Origin of the sequence: Tardiphaga sp. 172_B4_N1_3, assembly GCF_052076035.1 — a bacterium.
In the GTDB taxonomy this organism is placed as follows: Bacteria; Pseudomonadota; Alphaproteobacteria; order Rhizobiales; family Xanthobacteraceae; genus Tardiphaga; species Tardiphaga robiniae.
Genome location: NZ_CP197238.1, coordinates 4968910 through 4986113, shown reverse-complemented (window position 1 = coordinate 4986113; position 17204 = coordinate 4968910). Strand labels below are relative to the sequence as shown.

Below are 17204 nucleotides of genomic sequence, written 5' to 3'. Positions count from 1 at the left end.
TTCCCTAGTTGGTGGTGGCCGGCCGCCACAGCGCCAGCATGCCATCGAGGCCGAAGCCGTCCATGGCCTGCGCGAGACCGGCCTGCTCAACCTGCCGCGCGATCGCGTTGAGACCCACTGCATCGAGTGTGATCGTCGCAGCAGCGCGCAGGAAGGTGAAATCGCTGAATTTAGGCGTCAGCTTGAAGTCGCGAACCGGCAGGTCGCTCTTGATCTTCTTCTCGGATACCAGCCACGCCACGGCAGCTTTCTCGTCGCCAAGCTGATCAATCAGCTTGAGGTCCACGGCCTGGCGCCCCGTGAAAACACGGCCATCGGCGACTTTCTGTAGTTGCGCGTCATCCATGGCGCGGCGGCTCTGCACAAGCCCACGGAACCAGCCATAGGAGTCCTTCACGAGCGATTCCAGCGCTGCCCGCGCCTCCGGGCTGGTCGGCTCGAAACCATTGGGCGCCGCCTTCAGGGGCGAGGATTTGACCTGCTCGACCTCGACACCGACGGTCTTCATCAACCCCGTGAAATTGGGAAACTGGAACAGAACACCGATGGAGCCGACCAGCGAGCTCTGCTGCGCAACGATATGGTCGGATGCGAGTGCCGCGATGTAGCCGCCCGATGCGGCCAGGCCCTCGACGACAACGACCATCGGTTTCTTGGCCTTGAGGCGCATCAGCGCGTCATAGAGCTGCTCGGAGCCAGCCGTGGTGCCGCCCGGCGAATTGATATGTACCACCACCGCCGCCGCCGATGACTTCTCCAGCCGCTCCAGCGCCTCGACGCGATCATTGTTGCTCTGGATCAGGCCCTCGATCTTGATGCGCGCAATCGCCCCCGACGACGACAGCGCCTCGGAGCCCGACCGTGTCACGACGACGCCGACGACGACCACAGCAGCGACCGCGGCCAGCACCGCTGCCACGCGCCAGAACGTCAGCTTGCGACGTATCCTGCGGCGATCGACGATCACATCGGAATCAAGCGACATCGGAAATCTCCTAAGCCCTCGGCGAGAGCTGCGTCTGGCGGATGCTGCATCTGTCGTCCGGGCAGCGTTTACTTGAGGTATCTCAAATACATCAATTGCGAGGCAATATGAAGAAAACATGGTCGAAACAGCAAAAAGGGCCCCGGTGAAACCGGGGCCCCAATTGGTAGCAACAAGTGAGTCGAAACTTACTTGCGCGCTTACTTGTCGGTGCTCTGCTTGAGCGCCTTGCCGAGAATGTCGCCAAGGGTCGCGCCCGAATCCGACGATCCGTACTGCGCGATGGCTTCCTTCTCTTCCGCCACTTCGAGAGCCTTGATCGACACCTGGACCTTGCGGGCCTTCTTGTCGAACTGGATCACGCGGGCATCGACCTTCTCGCCGACAGCGAAACGTTCAGCGCGCTGATCCGAACGCTCGCGCGCCAGTTCCGAACGCTTGATGAAGGTCGTGAAGTCGGTGCCGGCGATCTGAACGTCGATGCCGGATTCCTTCACTTCGATCACTTCGCAAGTCACGACAGCGCCCTTCTTGACGTCGCCCGGCTCTGCGAAGGGGTCGCCTTCGAGCTGCTTGACGCCGAGCGAGATGCGCTCCTTCTCGACATCCACGTCGAGGACGATGGCCTTGACCATGTCGCCCTTCTTGAAGTTGTCGATGACCTGCTCACCCGGCTGCTTCCAGTCGAGGTCGGAGAGATGGACCATGCCGTCCACGTCGCCTTCGAGACCCAGGAACAGACCGAACTCGGTCTTGTTCTTGACTTCGCCTTCGACGGTCGAACCGACCGGGAACTTCTCGACGAACACTTCCCACGGATTGCGCATGGTCTGCTTGAGACCGAGCGAAATGCGGCGCTTGACGCTGTCGACTTCGAGAACCTGCACTTCGACTTCCTGCGAGGTCGAAACGATCTTGCCGGGGTGCATGTTCTTCTTGGTCCACGACATCTCCGACACGTGGATCAGGCCTTCGATGCCCGGCTCCAGTTCGACGAATGCGCCGTAGTCGGTGATGTTGGTGACGCGACCCGAGAAGCGTGCGTTCAGCGGGTACTTCGCCTCGATGCCCTGCCACGGATCGTCGAGCAGCTGCTTCATGCCGAGCGAGATACGGTGGGTCTCGTGGTTGATCTTGATGATCTTGACCTTGACCGTCTGACCGATGGTGAGCACTTCGGTCGGATGGTTGACGCGGCGCCACGCGATATCGGTGACGTGCAGCAGGCCGTCGATACCGCCGAGGTCAACGAACGCACCGTAATCGGTGATGTTCTTGACGACGCCGTCGATGACCTGACCCTCTTCGAGGTTCTGGACCAGTTCCTGACGCTGTTCGGCGCGGGTCTCTTCGAGAACCGTGCGACGCGACACGACGATGTTGCCGCGGCGGCGATCCATCTTGAGGATCTGGAACGGCTGCGAGTTGTTCATCAGCGGGGCGACGTCGCGGATCGGACGAATGTCCACCTGCGAACGCGGCAGGAAGGCCACTGCGCCGTCGAGATCGACGGTGAAGCCACCCTTGACCTGGTTGAAGATGACGCCGTGAACCTTCTCGTTGTTGTTGAAGGCCTTCTCGAGCTTGCCCCAGCTCTCTTCGCGGCGGGCCTTGTCGCGCGACAGAACGGCTTCGCCCAGTGCGTTTTCGATCCGGTCGAGGAACACTTCGACTTCGTCGCCGACCTTGAGTTCGCTGTCACGGCCGGGACCGGCGAATTCGCGCAGTGCCACACGGCCTTCAGTCTTCAGGCCGACGTCGATGACGGCCATGTCCTTTTCAATCGCAACCACGATGCCCTTGATGACAGAGCTTTCCTGAAGGTTGCCGCCCGCGAAGGACTCATCGAGCATTGCCGCGAAATCATCGCGGGAAGGATTATACGAAGAAGCAGTCGAAGCCATTTGTTCTCCAGATGCGGGTATCGCCGGCCGTTCGGGTTAATGGGCGTCTCAAATGTGAAGTGTCAGGGGTCCGCAACCTCTAACGACCGCCTTGCAGGAGGATGCAAGAACGGGCCGGCAGCATGCCTTCACGATCGAAACGTGGGTAGGGTCTTGATGGTGTCCGGAGCCTGAAGCGCGTATCGCAGCTCGAGATCGGGAGCGGGCTTTCCTCCAATGACGGCAACGGTTTTGTCTGAGGTCTTTCAGAAAGAAAGAAAAATCAGACCCGTTGCCGGCCCGCTCGGACGGCCTCGACAATGTCGATGGCGGCCCGGACGCCGCCTTCTATATCCAAATTGGAGTTATCCAGCAAGTATGCATCCGTGGCCGGCTTCAGAGGCGCAATCGGGCGGTTCTGGTCGCGTTCGTCGCGCCTGATGATATCCGCCAGCACGGCGGCCTCATCGGCCACCTCGCCCCGTCCGAGAGCCTCCAGGGTGCGCCGGCGGGCGCGGACCCTGGCATCGGCGACGACGAAGATCTTCACGTCGGCATGGGGGCAGATCACGGTTCCAATGTCCCGGCCGTCGAGCACCGCACCCGGCGGATCCTCGGCAAAACGCCGCTGGAAGTTCAAAAGGACCTCCCGCACCCGGGGGATGGCCGAGACCACAGAGGCCGCATCACCAACTTCCTGGGTCTTCAGCGCCGGATTGCCGAATTTCTCGGGATCGAGCTCACTGGCGACAGCCACGGCCTGCGCCTCATCGGTCAGGTCCGCGCCAAGATCGAGCATCGCCTTGGCGACCGCGCGATAGATCACGCCGGTATCGAGGTGCCGGTAACCGTAATGGTGCGCAAGCCGTTTGCCCAGCGTGCCTTTTCCGGATGCGGCGGGACCGTCGATAGCAATAATCATGCGTTGCGCGTGCTCGTCTTGTCACAATGAATGGCGGTGGATCGGGAGTCAGGCTCGCGCGACCTGCGCGGGCTTAGCACCCGTCTCCGGAAATATCCACGCCGGCAACCTCAGGAGAAATCAGCACCCAGCCGACGCATCATCGGGATGAAATCGGGGAAGCTGGTGGCGATGAATGTCGTGTCATCGATGGTCACCGGTCTGTCGGAAGCGAGGCCCATGGCCAGCGCCGACATGGCGATGCGGTGATCCATATGGGTGGCAACGAGGCCGCCACCGGCAACACGGCCATTGCCGTGCACGATGAGGTCGTCGCCAACGATCTCGACATTGACGCCGTTGACCCGCAGCATCGCCGCGGTGGCTTCCAGACGGTCGGATTCCTTCACACGCAGCTCCTGCAGCCCGCGCATGATGGTCGTGCCCTCTGCGAAAGCCGCAGCCACCGCCAGCACCAGATATTCATCGATCATCGACGGCGCGCGCTCCGGCGGCACTTCGACGCCGTGCAGCTTCGACGCTGTGATCCGGAACTGCGCCATCGGTTCGCCGGCATCGCCGCGGATATCGCTTTCCTCGATGGATGCGCCCATCTCGCGCAACGTCGTGAACAGCCCGGTGCGCAGCGGATTGGTCATCACATCGGTGAGCACGATCTCGGAGCCCGGCACGATCAATGCCGCAACCATCGGGAATGCTGCGGAGGACGGATCTGCCGGCACCACGACATCGGCACCCTTCAATTCGGGCTGGCCGGTGAGCGTGATCTTGCGGCCGTGCGCGCCTTCTTTTTCGGAAGTAATCTCGGCGCCGAAATGCTTGAGCATCAGCTCGGTGTGGTCCCGGCTGGCCTCGGTCTCGATGACCGTGGTGGTGCCCGGGGCCGACAGGCCGGCCAGCAGCACGGCTGACTTGATCTGGGCGGAGGCGACCGGGGTGCGATAGACGATCGGCAGCGGATCGCGCGCGCCTTTGAGCGTCAGCGGCAGACGCCCGCCGTCCTGGCTCGCGGTGACCTTGGCGCCCATCAGCTCTAACGGATCAACGATCCTGCGCATCGGCCGGCTGCGCAGCGACGCGTCGCCATCGAATGTCGCCTCGATCGGACAGCCCGCGACGGCGCCCATCACCAATCGGCACCCGGTACCCGAATTGCCGAAATCCAGCGGCGCCTTGGGCGCGGCGAAGCCGGCAACGCCGACGCCGTTGACCTTCCACGCAAAATCGCCTGTCCGTTCGACCTTGGCGCCCAGCGCCTGCATTGATTTGGCGGTATTCAGGACGTCCTCGCCCTCCAGCAGCCCCGTGATCCGGGTCTCGCCGACCGCCAAGGCACCCAGAATAAGAGCCCGATGCGAGATCGACTTGTCACCGGGCACGCGGGCAGAGCCGCGCAGGGCGCCGGATTTTCGCGCTGTCAGCGGTGTCGGCTGGGCGGCGGCTGTGTCTGATTGGGTCAAGATTGTGTTCCTTCGCGCAGGCGGCTCGTAGCATATGAGCCACGCTGCGTCACGCAGCGGTCATTCTCACGCAAACCGCTATTGACAGCGGCGCGTCAACTAGCCAAGTGAAGCACCGTTTTTCAAAAAATCCCCAGGACCCTTCACGTGGCCAAATCCGATCTCGGAACCAAACGCATTTGCCCCACGACGGGCAAGAAGTTCTACGACCTCAACAAGAGCCCGGTGATTTCGCCTTATACGGGCGAGGTTGTGCCAATTGCGCCGATTGCGCCGCCGCGGACCCGCGCGGATGCAGCCGCACGCGCAGCTGCAGCATCTGCCGCCGCGGAAACTCCGGAAGCGGCCGAGAGCGAAGAATTGGTCTCGCTGGAGGAAGCTGACGCCGAGGAGAATACCGGCAAGAAGGCTGCCGTGCTGGAATCCGAGGACGATATCGAAGTCGATGACACCATCGATGACGATGAAGACGACGATTCGACCTTTATTGCCGACGAAGAAGAAGGCGATGAGGACGTGACCGACATCATCGGCGACGTCTCGGGCGACGAAGAAAGTTAAGCTCAGAAGAGACTTGAGATCACCCCTGATATGTGATCTTGGTTTGCCGCGCGACGCCCCACCCAGTGCGTCGCAGGTATTGGGGCCATAGCTCAGCTGGGAGAGCGCTTGCATGGCATGCAAGAGGTCGGCGGTTCGATCCCGCCTGGCTCCACCATCCTTCGCTCGCTTCGCGAGCTTCGGCTCGGCAAGCCCTACTCCAAACCATCGGACGCGAAGCGAGCGAAGGATGTCCCGCCGTAGCCCGCAGGGCGTAGGCGGACCTCGGCAGCTGTTCTCCAAAAATTCTCAATGCTTAAACTTCGCAATTAAACTGCCTTCATCATTCGATGCTCTTCTCGCGCCTGTGGGACACGCCGATGAAGTATGTCTACATCCTCGAAAGCCTCGACTCGGAGCACTTCTACATCGGCATCGCAGACGATTTACGAGCCCGGCTCACGAAGCATAATGCGGGCGAAGTAACGCACACCTCCAAATACCGGCCCTGGCGAATCAAAACCTACGTCGCCTTCAGTGATGAAAAGCAGGCATTCGCGTTCGAGAAGTACCTCAAGTCCGGATCAGGCCGCGCCTTCGCGAAAAAACGCCTCTAACTCCGCAGGCAGGCGCCACACCGCTAATCCCCGAGCGCTGCGTTCAGCCGATCACGTAGCGCCACGAGTTCATTTTTCATCGCGGCCATTTCACCGACCGTGCAAGCTGACGCCGCGAGGATTCCCTGCGGTACGGCCTTGGCTTTTTCACGCAGCGCCTGACCTTGCGCCGTCAATGCGATCAGCATCTGCCGCTCGTCTTCGATGCTGCGGGTGCGTTTGATCAGGCCAGCGGCTTCCAGCCGCTTCAGCAGCGGCGTCAGCGTGCCGGAATCGAGAAACAGCCGCTCGCCGATATCCTTTACCGGGACATTGTCATGCTCCCACAGCACCAGCATCGCCAGATATTGCGGATAGGTCAGCTTCAATCGGTCCAGCAGCGGCTTGTAGACGCGGTTGAACGCGTGGCCGGTCGAATAGACGGCAAAGCAGAGCTGGTTATCGAGCTGCAGCAGCGGAACAGGTGCGGGTTTCTTGGCCATGATGATCTCCGGAGCTTATTTGGCCACAGCTGACGCCAGACCCCAACCCCTTCACGATCAGTTGAGCACAATTCGATTGCGTTGCGCATTTTATGTATTGCGCACAATCTAATTGTGCGCAATTATAATGGGGCAAGACACAAACAACGAGGAGACCCACCATGTCTGTCAACGTGCTCTACAAGACCAGCGCCAAGGCAACCGGCGGCCGCGATGGCCACGCCGCTACGCTTGATGGCGCGCTCGACGTCAAACTCACCACGCCGAAGGAACTCGGAGGCGCAGGCGGCGCCGGCAACAATCCCGAGCAACTGTTCGCGGCCGGCTACGCTGCCTGTTTCATCGGCGCAATGAAGTTTGTGGGCTCGCAGGGCGGCCCCAAGGTACCCGCCGATGTGTCGGTCACCTCCACCGTGGGCATCGGCCCCCGTTCGGCCGGTGGTTTCGGCCTCGATGTCGAACTCGCGGTCTCCCTGCCGGGTCTGGCGCGCGCAGAAGCTGAAGCGCTGGTCGAGAAAGCGCATCAGGTCTGCCCGTATTCCAACGCCACACGCGGCAATATCGACGTCCGCACTGTGATCGTCTGAGTCACAGCGTCGCAAACGAATTAACTCTCGATACGAACGGGCTCGGCCATCGGCCGAGCCCGTTCGCGTTCGTCTGGCGGTTGCGCCATACCCTCGCTCTGGCCATAGCCGCTGCCCGGACAAGGCCATTGCTGACCAGCCGGAAGCCCGCTAGCTCTGACAGCCCTTAGATGCTCTCTGGCATAAAAATATCCCAACGACACTTGAGAGAAGGCTGATTGAATGAGCTTGCCCATAGCTCCCGGCGCGATTGCCGGCCTGCGCGTGATAGATCTGTCGCGCGTTCTTGGCGGACCCTATTGCACCCAGATACTGGCCGACCACGGCGCTGACGTCGTCAAGGTCGAGCCGCCCGCCGGCGACGAGACTCGCGACTGGGGGCCCCCCTTCCACGACGACGATGCGGCTTATTTCATCGGCACCAACCGCAACAAGCGCTCGATCGGTCTCGACCTCGCCTCCGAGGGCGGTCGTGCTGTGCTAATGCGGATGCTCGAAAATGCCGACGTGATGATCGAGAACTTCAAGCCCGGCACGCTCGACAAATGGGGCATCGGCAACGATTTCCTGCGCGAAAAATTCCCGCAGCTGATCCATTGCCGCATCTCCGGCTTCGGCGGCGACGGCCCACATGGCGGGCACCCCGGCTATGACGCGATCATCCAGTCGATGGTCGGCCTGATGGCATCGACCGGCTCACAGGACAGCGGCCCGACCCGCATCGGCGTCGCGCTTGTCGACATGGCGACCGGTCTCTATGCCTGCGTCGGCATCCTGATGGCGCTCGCCGAGCGCGCCAAATCGGGTCTCGGTCAATTCGTCGAGGCGACATTGTACGAAACCGGTCTCGCGATCATGCACCCGCATACCGCGAACTATTTCTACAACGGTGGCAAGCCGCCGGCACTGACCGGCAACGAGCATCCGAACCTGGTGCCCTATGCCGTGTTCGCTGCTCGCGACGGCAACATCTTCATGGGCGTCGGCAATGACGGCACCTTCCGGAAGCTGTGCCGCGAACTTGGCAAGCCGGAACTCGGCACGGACGTGCGCTTCGCACGCAACCGCGACCGCGTACAGAATCGCGATGCGCTGCGGGCCGAACTGGAAGCGATCCTGAAGGATCACGACAGCGCGCCGCTGTGCGAGCGTCTGCTTGGCGCCGGCCTCCCCGCCGGTCCAGTGCAGTCGATCGACAAGGCGCTCGCCAATGCGCACACGAAGCATCGCGGCGATATCATCGAGAAGGACTGGTACAAGGGCGTCGCCTCGCCGGTCCGCTTCGACCGCACCAAAGCGAGCCTGCGCCACGTGCCGCCGAAGTTCAACGAGCACTTCAACGAGATCCTCACCGAGTTCGGCTACTCCGGTGATGAGATCAAGGAGCTGGTCGCCAAAGGAACCGTGAGCGGCTCCGAGCGCAAGCGATAAGAACAACACGGGGCTGCGCGATCCGCAGCCCCGTTCGTCTTCGACTTTTTGCGGCTTCCCAACGCCGCCATTTCCCGCCTAGCATCCGCGCTGTCAAAATGTCGCATGCACGTCATCCGGCGCAGCTTTGTTGCAACGAGACGATGACGGCTAACGGGAGAAACTGGATGATCCGCCCCCAATTCGCACTCGCCACTCTGTTCGCATGCACGCTGGCGCTCGCTTCGCCCGCGCAAGCGGTGACCGAGATCCAGTGGTGGCACGCGATGACCGGCGGCAACAACGACATCGTCAACAAGCTCGCGGCTGACTTCAATGCCAGCCAACCGGACTACAAGGTGGTCCCGACCTTCAAGGGCAGCTATCCCGACACCATGAATGCCGGCATCGCAGCATTTCGCGCCGGCACCGCACCGCACATCCTGCAGGTCTTCGAGGTCGGTACCGCGACCATGATGAGCGCCAAGGGCGCCGTCAAACCTGTCTACCAGCTGATGAAGGATGCGGGCGAGCCGTTCGATCCAAACAACTACCTGCCCGCGATCACCGGCTACTACTCGACATCGAAGGGCGAAATGCTGTCGTTTCCCTTCAACTCATCGTCGATGGTGATGTGGGTCAATCTGGATGCGCTGAAGAAGGCCAATATTGCCGAAATTCCCAAGACCTGGCCCGAAGTGTTCGAGGGCGCCAAGAAGCTCAAGGCGGCCGGCTATGCGACCTGCGGCTTCTCCAATGCCTGGGCGACCTGGGCCAATATCGAGCAGTTCTCGGCATGGCACAACGTGCCGATCGGCACGAAGGCGAACGGACTCGACGGCTTCGACACCGAGCTGAAATTCAACTCGCCACTGCATGTCAAACATCTGCAGACGCTGATCGAATTGCAGAAGGACAAGACCTACGATTATTCGGGTCGCGCCAATGCCAGCGAGAGTCGCTTCGGCTCCGGCGAATGCCCGCTCTTCATGACCTCGTCCGGCTATTACGCGACGGCGAAGGGCACCGCCAAATTCGCCTTCACCTCGGTGCCGATGCCTTACTACCCCGAAGCTGCCGGCGCGCCCCAGAATTCGATCATCGGCGGCGCTTCGCTATGGGTGATGGGCGGCAAGAAGCCTGAGGAATACAAAGGCATCGCCAAGTTCTTCAGCTTCCTGTCCGACACAGATCGTCAGGCAAAGCTGCATCAGGACTCCGGTTATCTCCCGATCACCAAGGCCGCCTATGAAAAGACCAAGACCGACGGTTTCTATGACAAGAACCCGATCCTGCAGACCCCACTGAAGGAGCTGACCAACAAGGAGCCGACCGAAAATTCGCGCGGCCTGCGGTTCGGCAACATGGTGCAGTTGCGAGACATCTGGTCCGAAGAGATCGAGGCTGCGCTGGGTGGCCAGAAGACGGCACAACAGGCACTCGACACCGCCGTGAGCCGTGGCAACGCCATGTTGCGGACCTTCGAAAAGACTGCGAAGTAGTACTCAAGCGGACGCTGTCGTTGCCCGACCTTGCGCGCAATTGCGCGCCTGGACGGGCGATGACATGAGCAGAATGAGGCTGCTTTCTGGGGCACGACGAACTGCATGGAAAAGTCCGCGGTCTTCAAGGGTAAGCTGCTGCCATATCTGTTGCTCGTGCCGCAGCTGGTCATCACCCTGGTGTTTTTCTACTGGCCGGCCAGCCAGGCTGTCTGGCAATCGTTTTTGCGCGAGGACGCGTTCGGCCTGAACTCGGAATTCATCGGGCTGGAGAACTATCAGGCGCTGCTTGCCCAGCCGGAATACTACAAGGCAATGGCGACGACCGTGGTGTTCTCGTCGCTGGTCGCGGCGCTCTCGCTGTCGATCGCATTGTTGTTCGCCACCCAGGCCGACAAGAATCTGAAAGCGGCACCGACCTTCAAGGTCATGATGATCTGGCCCTATGCGGTGGCGCCGGCTGTCGCCGGCGTGCTGTGGCTGTTCATCTTCCATCCCTCCCTAGGCACCATGGCACGGCCGCTGCGCATGATGGGCTTCAACTGGAACCCAATGTTGAACGGCAACCACGCCATGGCGCTTGTCGTCATGGCCGCGGTGTGGAAGCAGATCGCCTATAATTTCCTGTTCTTCCTGGCCGGCCTGCAGGCGATCCCGCGCAGCGTACTCGAGGCCGGGGCGATCGACGGCGCTGGGCCGTATCGACGATTCTGGACGATCACGTTCCCGTTGCTGTCGCCGACCACGTTCTTCCTGCTGGTCGTCAACGTCGTCTACGTCTTCTTCGACACTTTCGGCATCATCGACGCCGTTACCGGCGGCGGGCCGGCCGGAGCAACGACCACCATGGTCTACAAGGTCTATGCCGACGGCAGGCTCGGCGGCGACCTCGGCGGATCAGCTGCACAGTCGGTGATCCTGATGGTTATCGTGATCGCGCTCACGGCCATCCAGTTTCGCTACGTCGAGCGCAAGGTGCAGTACTGATGGTCGAGCATCGCCGCTGGAACGACATCCTCGCTTACGCGATCCTGACTTTCGGCGTGTTCATCGTCGTGTTCCCGGTCTATGTCGCGCTGATCGCCTCGACCCATGACGCAGCAACGGTGGTCAACGGCAACATGCCAATGCTGCCGGGCAGCCATACGCTGGAGAACTACTACCGGGCCATCTTCGTCGGCGGATCGCGCGCCAGCCGCGAGCCGGTCGGCCATATGCTGATGAACTCGTTCGTCATGGCAATGGGCATCGCGCTCGGCAAGATCGTGATCTCGATCCTCTCCGCCTATGCGGTGGTGTATTTCCGTTTTCCGTTCCGCCAGACGGCGTTCTGGATCATCTTCGTGACGCTGATGCTGCCGGTCGAGGTTCGCATCTATCCGACCTACAAGGTGATCGCCGATCTGAAGATGCTCGACACCTATGCCGGGCTGATCCTGCCGCTGATTGCGTCGGCCACCGGCACGCTGCTGTTTCGCCAGTTCTTCATGACCATCCCCGATGAACTGCTCGAAGCCTCGCGCATCGACGGCGCCGGTCCCTTTCGCTTTTTCAAGGATACGCTGCTGCCACTGTCGGTGACGACGATGGCAGCGTTGTTCGTGATCCAGTTCATCTATGGCTGGAACCAGTATCTGTGGCCGCTGCTGATCACGACGCAGGAATCCATGCAGACCATCGTCACCGGCATCAAGAAGATGCTGACGACGACAGATGAACTCGCCGAATGGCAGCTCGCGATGGCGACGGCGATCCTTGCGATGGTGCCTCCTGTCGCCGTGGTGGTGTTCATGCAGCGGCTGTTCGTGCGTGGCCTTGTCGAGACGGAGAAGTAAATTCAGATGGCCAATGTTTCGCTGCGCAACGTCCGCAAGACCTATCCCGGCGGCTTCGAGGCCATCAAGGGCATCGATTTCGAGATCGGCGACGGCCAGTTCTGCGTGCTCGTCGGGCCAAGCGGCTGCGGCAAGTCAACCTTGCTGCGCATGGTTGCCGGCCTCGAAACCGTCACCTCCGGCGAGGTCGATATTGGCGGCCGTATCGTCAACGAGATCGAGCCGGCGGATCGCGACATCGCCATGGTGTTTCAGAATTACGCGCTCTATCCGCATATGAGCGTCTACAACAACATGGCCTACGGCCTGCGCAACAGAGGCATGCCGAAGCCGGAGATCGATACGCGCGTGCGCGAAGCCGCGCAGACGCTCGAACTCGCCGGCATGCTCGATCGCAAGCCCAGACAATTATCCGGCGGCCAGCGCCAGCGCGTTGCCATGGGGCGCGCCATCGTCCGCCAGCCGAAAGTGTTCCTGTTCGACGAGCCACTGTCCAATCTCGACGCCAAGCTGCGCGTTGCCATGCGGGTCGAAATCCGCAAGCTGCAACGTCGCCTCAAGACGACGTCGATCTACGTCACCCACGATCAGTTGGAGGCGATGACGCTGGCGGATATTCTGGTGGTGATGAACGGCGGCCAGGTCGAGCAGATCGGCAGTCCGCTCGATATCTACCGCAAGCCGGCGACCACTTTCGTCGCCTCCTTCATCGGCGCGCCACCGATGAACCTGATCAAGCTGGGCGGCAATGAGATCCGTGCGCAGTTCGCCGGCGACAGCCGCAGCGCCGCCGACGCCGGTATCCTGGGCGTCCGGCCGGAAGACCTTGCGATTTCCGGCGCGGCCGCAACTGACGGCGGCATCACGCTGAACCTGACGGTCGAGGCCATCGAACGGGTCGGCGCGGAAACCTTCGTCTATGGCACCCGTGCGCGGGCCGAGAAGGCCGTCAGCGCCACTCCGGGCGAGCTGCCCGAGGGCGAGGTCATCGTGCGTATCCCCGGCCAGGATGCCCCGGCCATCGGTGCTTCGATCCGCGCCACGGCTCCCCGCGACAAACTGCACCTGTTCAGCGTCGATGGCCGCAATCGGATCGATATCTGATCGGTTTCAAGGCCTTAGTAACGGTTTCCCGGCAATTTAGAGGTGCTTGAACCGGGCTTTGGCATGCCCATATTGTTGATTGACCGGTTGGCAGAGTGCCGATTGGCCAGGGGTGCCGTAAGGGCCCCTCAAAGTCGCTTCGAGAGGGCTTTGTAGGTATGTCTCGTGTTCCTTCGTTATCTAGTCCGTTCCTTTTGGGATTCGACGAGATTGAGCGTGCGCTCGATCGCGTCGTCAAAGGTGCCGACGGTTATCCTCCTTACAACATCGAGCGGTGCGACCGTAATAACGGTCAACCCGAACGCCTGCGGATCACGCTGGCGGTCGCAGGTTTCACCCGCGATCAGCTCGATGTGACCACCGAGGAAAACCAGCTCGTGATCCGGGGCCGCCAGCAGGACGACAAGACCCGGCAATACATCCATCGCGGCATCGCCGCGCGCCACTTCCAGCGCACTTTCGTGCTGGCAGAGGGGATGCTGGTGCTGGGTGCGGATCTGAAGAACGGGCTGTTGTCGATTGATCTGGCCAGGCCTGAGCCTGAAAGGGTCATTAAGACAATCGCTATCAATGAACACGAATAATGCATGACGCGACAAACTGGTTTCCGGTTTTCGATCAGGTCATGCATCCTGAGTATGGAACGAGTAGCGGACTCGACCGCTTGATCTCATAGAAGGAGTCGAGACGATGACTGAAGTTGTTACGATCAATGAAAATGCCGCCGTCACCACCGAAGCATTGGCGCATCTGGGCGAAGGTATGATCGCCTATGTGAAGCCGGTTCGCTCGGAAGATGTGCCGGGACTGTTCCCGCAGGCGCCGGAGATTGCGCCGGGATTGCAGCTGTTCGCGCTGCACGCCGCCGACGGCACGCCGATCATGCTCACCGACAGCCGTGAAGCGGCGATCGCGAATGCATGGAGCCAGGAATTGCAGACCGTCAGCGTTCACTAACGCGAACTGGCCAGCATGCAGACGTCAGGATACGCGGTGACAGCCGCGTATCCCAATGTCGGGTATCCCAGCGTCCAAACGACGATCATCACGCGCAGGTGCTCGGCTTGCATGACGCGGTATCTATTTAACCCGTCGTCAATATCGTGAGCACATCATCGGACGCAATCGATCCGCACGCGACCTCTCATCCGCTGCGCCATCTGAAAAACTGATCCCCCCATCAATAGCAATCTGGATATCCGACGCGATGGCATCATTGCGCCTGATCTTTGCTGCCGTTTCACAGAAGAAAATGGTGACCACGCATTCACCATGACTTGAGAAAATCTGGTCATGTTGAGATTCGAGGTCGCCATGAATGGATCGACACAAGCCCAGATAGTTCAAGTCGAAGACTTGCTGCGGAGCTTCGGTGCAACGATCACCGCTCCGAAATCAGAGGCAGTTCCCCGGACCGGCTCCTGGGGTTTTGATAGTCGGCCGGTGATCGCAGCCTGTTTCGCGATCCTCGTCTTTGCACCGGGCTGCGCAGCTGCCACCGTATTCTTGATGCGCGCCGACGGCACCGTCCCTCCCATCATCGCACCCGACAGCAGCCCGCCTTTCGTGACCAAGTCAGACCGCTTGCCGCTCGGGCAATGGAGTATCGAGGCCGTTCAGAGCCTCGGCACTCTAAATAACGCGCGCCTTGCGACGGCTGCTGCACTCGCAGATCCCATATTTCTCTCACCAATCCTGATCCGCGGCAGCCTTGAGGACGGCACGCTCACGACCTTCGCCGAGCCCGCGGCCATGCCTGGGCCGACCATGCTGCTGTCAAAGCTGCGGGTGAAGCGTGACGTCCGGCGCCCCAAGCCACCCAAACTCGTCGCCGAAATCACTCACCCTGAGCCGCCACAACCAACCTTCTTCGAAAAGCTGTTCGGACGACGTTTCAACTAGCTCAGTCACTCACAAGCGAGGAACACAATGCAAAACACTGCCGCGATGAACTCGGACGTCAAAGCTCTCCTCACTTTGCTGTTGCTGAAGACCGGCACCGGTTCGCCGGAGATTCACAATGCTCTGCAGCTTGCTGCCGCATCGCGGGTAATGATGGCGGAAGAATATGCCAATCCGATGCGCACGCAGGGCATAGAAACTTCAGGCAGCAACGTCGCCAAGCTTCGTCCCGTAACCGCCGTCAACGTTCCTGAAACGTCAGCGGCCGTGCGACGCATGAAGCAGAGCGCAGACGCGATGAATTCCGACGTCAAGGCGCTGCTGACGTTGCTGCTGCTCAAGAGCGGCGCGGATTCCAACGAGATCCAGACAGCACTGCGGATGGCAGCATCATCGCGCGCAGTCGCTGCAGCGGAAGAAGCAGAATCGATCCGTGCCGAAACGCAGGCCGAAGCTGCCTCTGCAGCCATGAACGAGCTCGCATCGATCACCGCGCGGCAGGCGGTGCGCAACGAGTCGCTCGCTCCAATCTCGGCCAAGGAGTTCGCGGCGTAAACTGGCAAGGCCAACCAGCCTTCCATCTCCGCGCAAGCAGGGATCTGGTTCGGAATAGGAGAATCGCCCAGTCCAACCGGGCGATTCCGGCGTAAGCTGCGGGATGAGCCGGTTAGGCGGCTGTCGCCGGCGGCAAAGCGAGCACGGAATAAATCGCCTGCGCGTCACGGGAGGCACGCAGCTTTTTGGCGACGTCCTGATCGCGTAGCAGACGCGCGATCCGCGCCAGCGCCTTCAGATGATCGGCGCCCGCACCTTCCGGCGCCAGCAGCAGAAACACCAGATCGACCGGCTGGCCGTCCATGGCCTCGAAATCGATCGGACGATCGAGGCGCGCAAACAGGCCGAACAACTTGTCGAGCTTCGGCAACTTGCCATGCGGAATGGCAACGCCATAGCCCACGGCCGTCGTACCGAGCTTCTCACGCTGCAACAGCACCTCGAAAATGGCGCGGTCGTTCTGACCGGTGAGCGCGGAAGCGCGCGCAGCGAGCTCCTGCAGCGCCTGCTTCTTGCTGTTGACCTTCAACGCCGGGATTATCGCCTCGGGCGCGACCAGATCGGTAATCGTCATTGACCGTTCCGAGGATGTTTGACCGTCAGCGGGTAGTTAGAACCAAAACCGGCAGCGTCAAGAAAGACTGGAAAGGGACATCGTTCCCTGTGATGGAAAACGCGCCGGGCGCGAACGCCCGGACGTACTCTAGCACCGGAACCCCCCATGCGAAATCCATTGACCGGTATAACCCTGTCAAAGGCGGCGGACCATAGGGAGGGGCCGTTTGGGCGTCAATGCCGTCAGGACGGTTTAACCACCGGTGGATCGACCCAACCCACGTTACCGTCGCCTCGGCGGTACACGATATTCACCCGACCGGTACTGCCATGCAGGAATAGCACGACGGCCGCGCCGGTGAAATCAAGTTCCATGACAGCTTCGCTCACCGAGAACCGCTTCAGCGACCTGGTCGATTCGGCAATGATGACCGGATCGTAGCCACTGTCGGCATCGCCCTCATGATCGGGCGCCTCAAGAATGTAGCTCGGCGCGTCCAAAGTCGGGGCCGTGAGTTCGGCCATCGCCTGATTTTCAGCATGCGTCTTGCGCGCGGAACGATCCTTCAGTCGGCTCTTGTAGCGACGCAAACGTTTCTCGATTTGAAGCAACGCCTGATCGGCACTGGCATAAGCATCCGCTGCATTGGAGTCCGCTTCGAGCGTAATTCCGGAATCGAGATGCAATGCACAATCGGTGCGGAAGCCGAAGCCGTCTTTGCTGAGCGTGATGTGACCGGAATAGTTGCCATCGAAATATTTGCGAAGGACCTCATCGGTCCGCTCGCTCACGCGGCCTCGCAAAGCGTCTCCGACATTGATGCTTTTTCCCGAGATACGAAGGGTCATGCTGATGCCTCGATTC

19 protein-coding genes and 1 tRNA gene are annotated in these 17204 nt (G+C 61.0%); 13 read left to right on the top strand and 7 right to left on the bottom strand.

The genetic code is table 11. The features are described from left to right. Positions 1-4 precede the first annotated feature (4 nt). From sppA to aroA, 4 genes are all read right to left on the bottom strand, one after another. The gene (gene sppA / locus AB7783_RS23650) at positions 5-985 is read right to left on the bottom strand and encodes a signal peptide peptidase SppA (RefSeq protein ID WP_089266400.1); all 981 of its coding nucleotides are present in this window, start codon (positions 983-985) and stop codon (positions 5-7) included. A 200-nt stretch (positions 986-1185) separates the two neighbouring features. Then, entirely contained in the window at positions 1186-2889 is a 1704-nt protein-coding gene (rpsA, locus tag AB7783_RS23645) for a 30S ribosomal protein S1 (RefSeq protein WP_068730324.1), read from the bottom strand. 262 nt (positions 2890-3151) lie between these two features. Continuing rightward, a complete protein-coding gene (gene cmk / locus AB7783_RS23640) occupies positions 3152-3790 on the bottom strand; it encodes a (d)CMP kinase (protein ID WP_093757876.1) in 639 nt (212 codons plus the stop codon). 110 nt (positions 3791-3900) lie between these two features. Further along, complete coding sequence (aroA, locus tag AB7783_RS23635) at positions 3901-5250, bottom strand: 3-phosphoshikimate 1-carboxyvinyltransferase (protein ID WP_441278934.1); 1350 nt, start codon at positions 5248-5250, stop codon at positions 3901-3903. Between the two features lie 147 nt (positions 5251-5397). Here aroA and AB7783_RS23630 point away from each other — a divergent pair, with 147 nt between their 5' ends. From AB7783_RS23630 to AB7783_RS23620, 3 genes are all read left to right on the top strand, one after another. Next, a complete protein-coding gene (locus AB7783_RS23630) occupies positions 5398-5811 on the top strand; it encodes a TIGR02300 family protein (protein ID WP_068730321.1) in 414 nt (137 codons plus the stop codon). Positions 5812-5892: 81 nt separating this feature from the next. Beyond that, a tRNA-Ala gene (locus AB7783_RS23625) sits at positions 5893-5968 on the top strand. Positions 5969-6170: 202 nt separating this feature from the next. Continuing rightward, positions 6171-6407, top strand: coding sequence for a GIY-YIG nuclease family protein (locus tag AB7783_RS23620; RefSeq protein WP_089266885.1), 237 nt, complete (start codon positions 6171-6173; stop codon positions 6405-6407). 23 nt (positions 6408-6430) lie between these two features. On the opposite strand, the gene AB7783_RS23615 is transcribed toward AB7783_RS23620, so the two are convergent. After that, positions 6431-6889: a MarR family winged helix-turn-helix transcriptional regulator gene (locus AB7783_RS23615; RefSeq protein ID WP_441278933.1), complete on the bottom strand. Its 459-nt coding sequence runs from the start codon at positions 6887-6889 to the stop codon at positions 6431-6433. A 161-nt stretch (positions 6890-7050) separates the two neighbouring features. Here AB7783_RS23615 and AB7783_RS23610 point away from each other — a divergent pair, with 161 nt between their 5' ends. The 10 genes from AB7783_RS23610 to AB7783_RS23565 all read left to right on the top strand — a co-directional run bounded on the left by AB7783_RS23610 (position 7051) and on the right by AB7783_RS23565 (position 15784). Beyond that, complete coding sequence (locus AB7783_RS23610; protein ID WP_089266392.1) at positions 7051-7476, top strand: organic hydroperoxide resistance protein; 426 nt, start codon at positions 7051-7053, stop codon at positions 7474-7476. Positions 7477-7698: 222 nt separating this feature from the next. Further along, positions 7699-8907 carry a CaiB/BaiF CoA transferase family protein gene (locus tag AB7783_RS23605; protein WP_441278932.1) on the top strand — a complete coding sequence of 403 codons (1209 nt, stop codon included), beginning with the start codon at positions 7699-7701 and terminating at the stop codon, positions 8905-8907. 167 nt (positions 8908-9074) lie between these two features. Further along, positions 9075-10388 carry a sn-glycerol-3-phosphate ABC transporter substrate-binding protein UgpB gene (ugpB, locus tag AB7783_RS23600; protein WP_441278931.1) on the top strand — a complete coding sequence of 438 codons (1314 nt, stop codon included), beginning with the start codon at positions 9075-9077 and terminating at the stop codon, positions 10386-10388. A 105-nt stretch (positions 10389-10493) separates the two neighbouring features. Beyond that, entirely contained in the window at positions 10494-11375 is an 882-nt protein-coding gene (ugpA, locus tag AB7783_RS23595) for a sn-glycerol-3-phosphate ABC transporter permease UgpA (RefSeq protein WP_089266387.1), read from the top strand. After that, a complete protein-coding gene (gene ugpE / locus AB7783_RS23590) occupies positions 11375-12223 on the top strand; it encodes a sn-glycerol-3-phosphate ABC transporter permease UgpE (protein WP_089266386.1) in 849 nt (282 codons plus the stop codon). The genes ugpA and ugpE overlap by 1 nt, the downstream gene beginning before the upstream one ends. A gap of 6 nt (positions 12224-12229) precedes the next feature. Beyond that, complete coding sequence (locus tag AB7783_RS23585) at positions 12230-13327, top strand: sn-glycerol-3-phosphate import ATP-binding protein UgpC (protein ID WP_441278930.1); 1098 nt, start codon at positions 12230-12232, stop codon at positions 13325-13327. A gap of 158 nt (positions 13328-13485) precedes the next feature. Beyond that, on the top strand, positions 13486-13911 hold the full coding sequence (locus AB7783_RS23580) for an Hsp20 family protein (RefSeq protein WP_068730313.1): 426 nt from the start codon (positions 13486-13488) through the stop codon (positions 13909-13911). A gap of 106 nt (positions 13912-14017) precedes the next feature. Then, entirely contained in the window at positions 14018-14284 is a 267-nt protein-coding gene (locus tag AB7783_RS23575) for a DUF1150 family protein (protein ID WP_089266380.1), read from the top strand. Positions 14285-14620: 336 nt separating this feature from the next. After that, entirely contained in the window at positions 14621-15229 is a 609-nt protein-coding gene (locus AB7783_RS23570; RefSeq protein ID WP_441278929.1) for a hypothetical protein, read from the top strand. Positions 15230-15256: 27 nt separating this feature from the next. Next, entirely contained in the window at positions 15257-15784 is a 528-nt protein-coding gene (locus tag AB7783_RS23565) for a hypothetical protein (RefSeq protein WP_309941369.1), read from the top strand. Between the two features lie 112 nt (positions 15785-15896). On the opposite strand, the gene ptsN is transcribed toward AB7783_RS23565, so the two are convergent. Further along, the gene (gene ptsN / locus AB7783_RS23560; RefSeq protein ID WP_089266376.1) at positions 15897-16358 is read right to left on the bottom strand and encodes a PTS IIA-like nitrogen regulatory protein PtsN; all 462 of its coding nucleotides are present in this window, start codon (positions 16356-16358) and stop codon (positions 15897-15899) included. 224 nt (positions 16359-16582) lie between these two features. Next, positions 16583-17188, bottom strand: a complete 606-nt coding sequence (hpf, locus tag AB7783_RS23555; RefSeq protein ID WP_089266375.1) for a ribosome hibernation-promoting factor, HPF/YfiA family — start codon at positions 17186-17188, stop codon at positions 16583-16585. Positions 17189-17204 lie beyond the last annotated feature (16 nt).

Bases quoted from the DNA above. Each gene is read 5' to 3' on its own strand.
- sppA (WP_089266400.1), bottom strand. From the start codon at position 985: ATGTCGCTTGATTCCGATGTGATCGTCGATCGCCGCAGGATACGTCGC.
- rpsA (WP_068730324.1), bottom strand. From the start codon at position 2,889: ATGGCTTCGACTGCTTCTTCGTATAATCCTTCCCGCGATGATTTCGCG.
- cmk (WP_093757876.1), bottom strand. From the start codon at position 3,790: ATGATTATTGCTATCGACGGTCCCGCCGCATCCGGAAAAGGCACGCTG.
- AB7783_RS23620 (WP_089266885.1), top strand. From the start codon at position 6,171: ATGAAGTATGTCTACATCCTCGAAAGCCTCGACTCGGAGCACTTCTAC.
- AB7783_RS23615 (WP_441278933.1), bottom strand. From the start codon at position 6,889: ATGGCCAAGAAACCCGCACCTGTTCCGCTGCTGCAGCTCGATAACCAG.
- AB7783_RS23610 (WP_089266392.1), top strand. From the start codon at position 7,051: ATGTCTGTCAACGTGCTCTACAAGACCAGCGCCAAGGCAACCGGCGGC.
- AB7783_RS23605 (WP_441278932.1), top strand. From the start codon at position 7,699: ATGAGCTTGCCCATAGCTCCCGGCGCGATTGCCGGCCTGCGCGTGATA.
- ugpB (WP_441278931.1), top strand. From the start codon at position 9,075: ATGATCCGCCCCCAATTCGCACTCGCCACTCTGTTCGCATGCACGCTG.
- ugpA (WP_089266387.1), top strand. From the start codon at position 10,494: ATGGAAAAGTCCGCGGTCTTCAAGGGTAAGCTGCTGCCATATCTGTTG.
- ugpE (WP_089266386.1), top strand. From the start codon at position 11,375: ATGGTCGAGCATCGCCGCTGGAACGACATCCTCGCTTACGCGATCCTG.
- AB7783_RS23585 (WP_441278930.1), top strand. From the start codon at position 12,230: ATGGCCAATGTTTCGCTGCGCAACGTCCGCAAGACCTATCCCGGCGGC.
- AB7783_RS23580 (WP_068730313.1), top strand. From the start codon at position 13,486: ATGTCTCGTGTTCCTTCGTTATCTAGTCCGTTCCTTTTGGGATTCGAC.
- AB7783_RS23575 (WP_089266380.1), top strand. From the start codon at position 14,018: ATGACTGAAGTTGTTACGATCAATGAAAATGCCGCCGTCACCACCGAA.
- AB7783_RS23570 (WP_441278929.1), top strand. From the start codon at position 14,621: ATGTTGAGATTCGAGGTCGCCATGAATGGATCGACACAAGCCCAGATA.
- AB7783_RS23565 (WP_309941369.1), top strand. From the start codon at position 15,257: ATGCAAAACACTGCCGCGATGAACTCGGACGTCAAAGCTCTCCTCACT.
- ptsN (WP_089266376.1), bottom strand. From the start codon at position 16,358: ATGACGATTACCGATCTGGTCGCGCCCGAGGCGATAATCCCGGCGTTG.
- hpf (WP_089266375.1), bottom strand. From the start codon at position 17,188: ATGACCCTTCGTATCTCGGGAAAAAGCATCAATGTCGGAGACGCTTTG.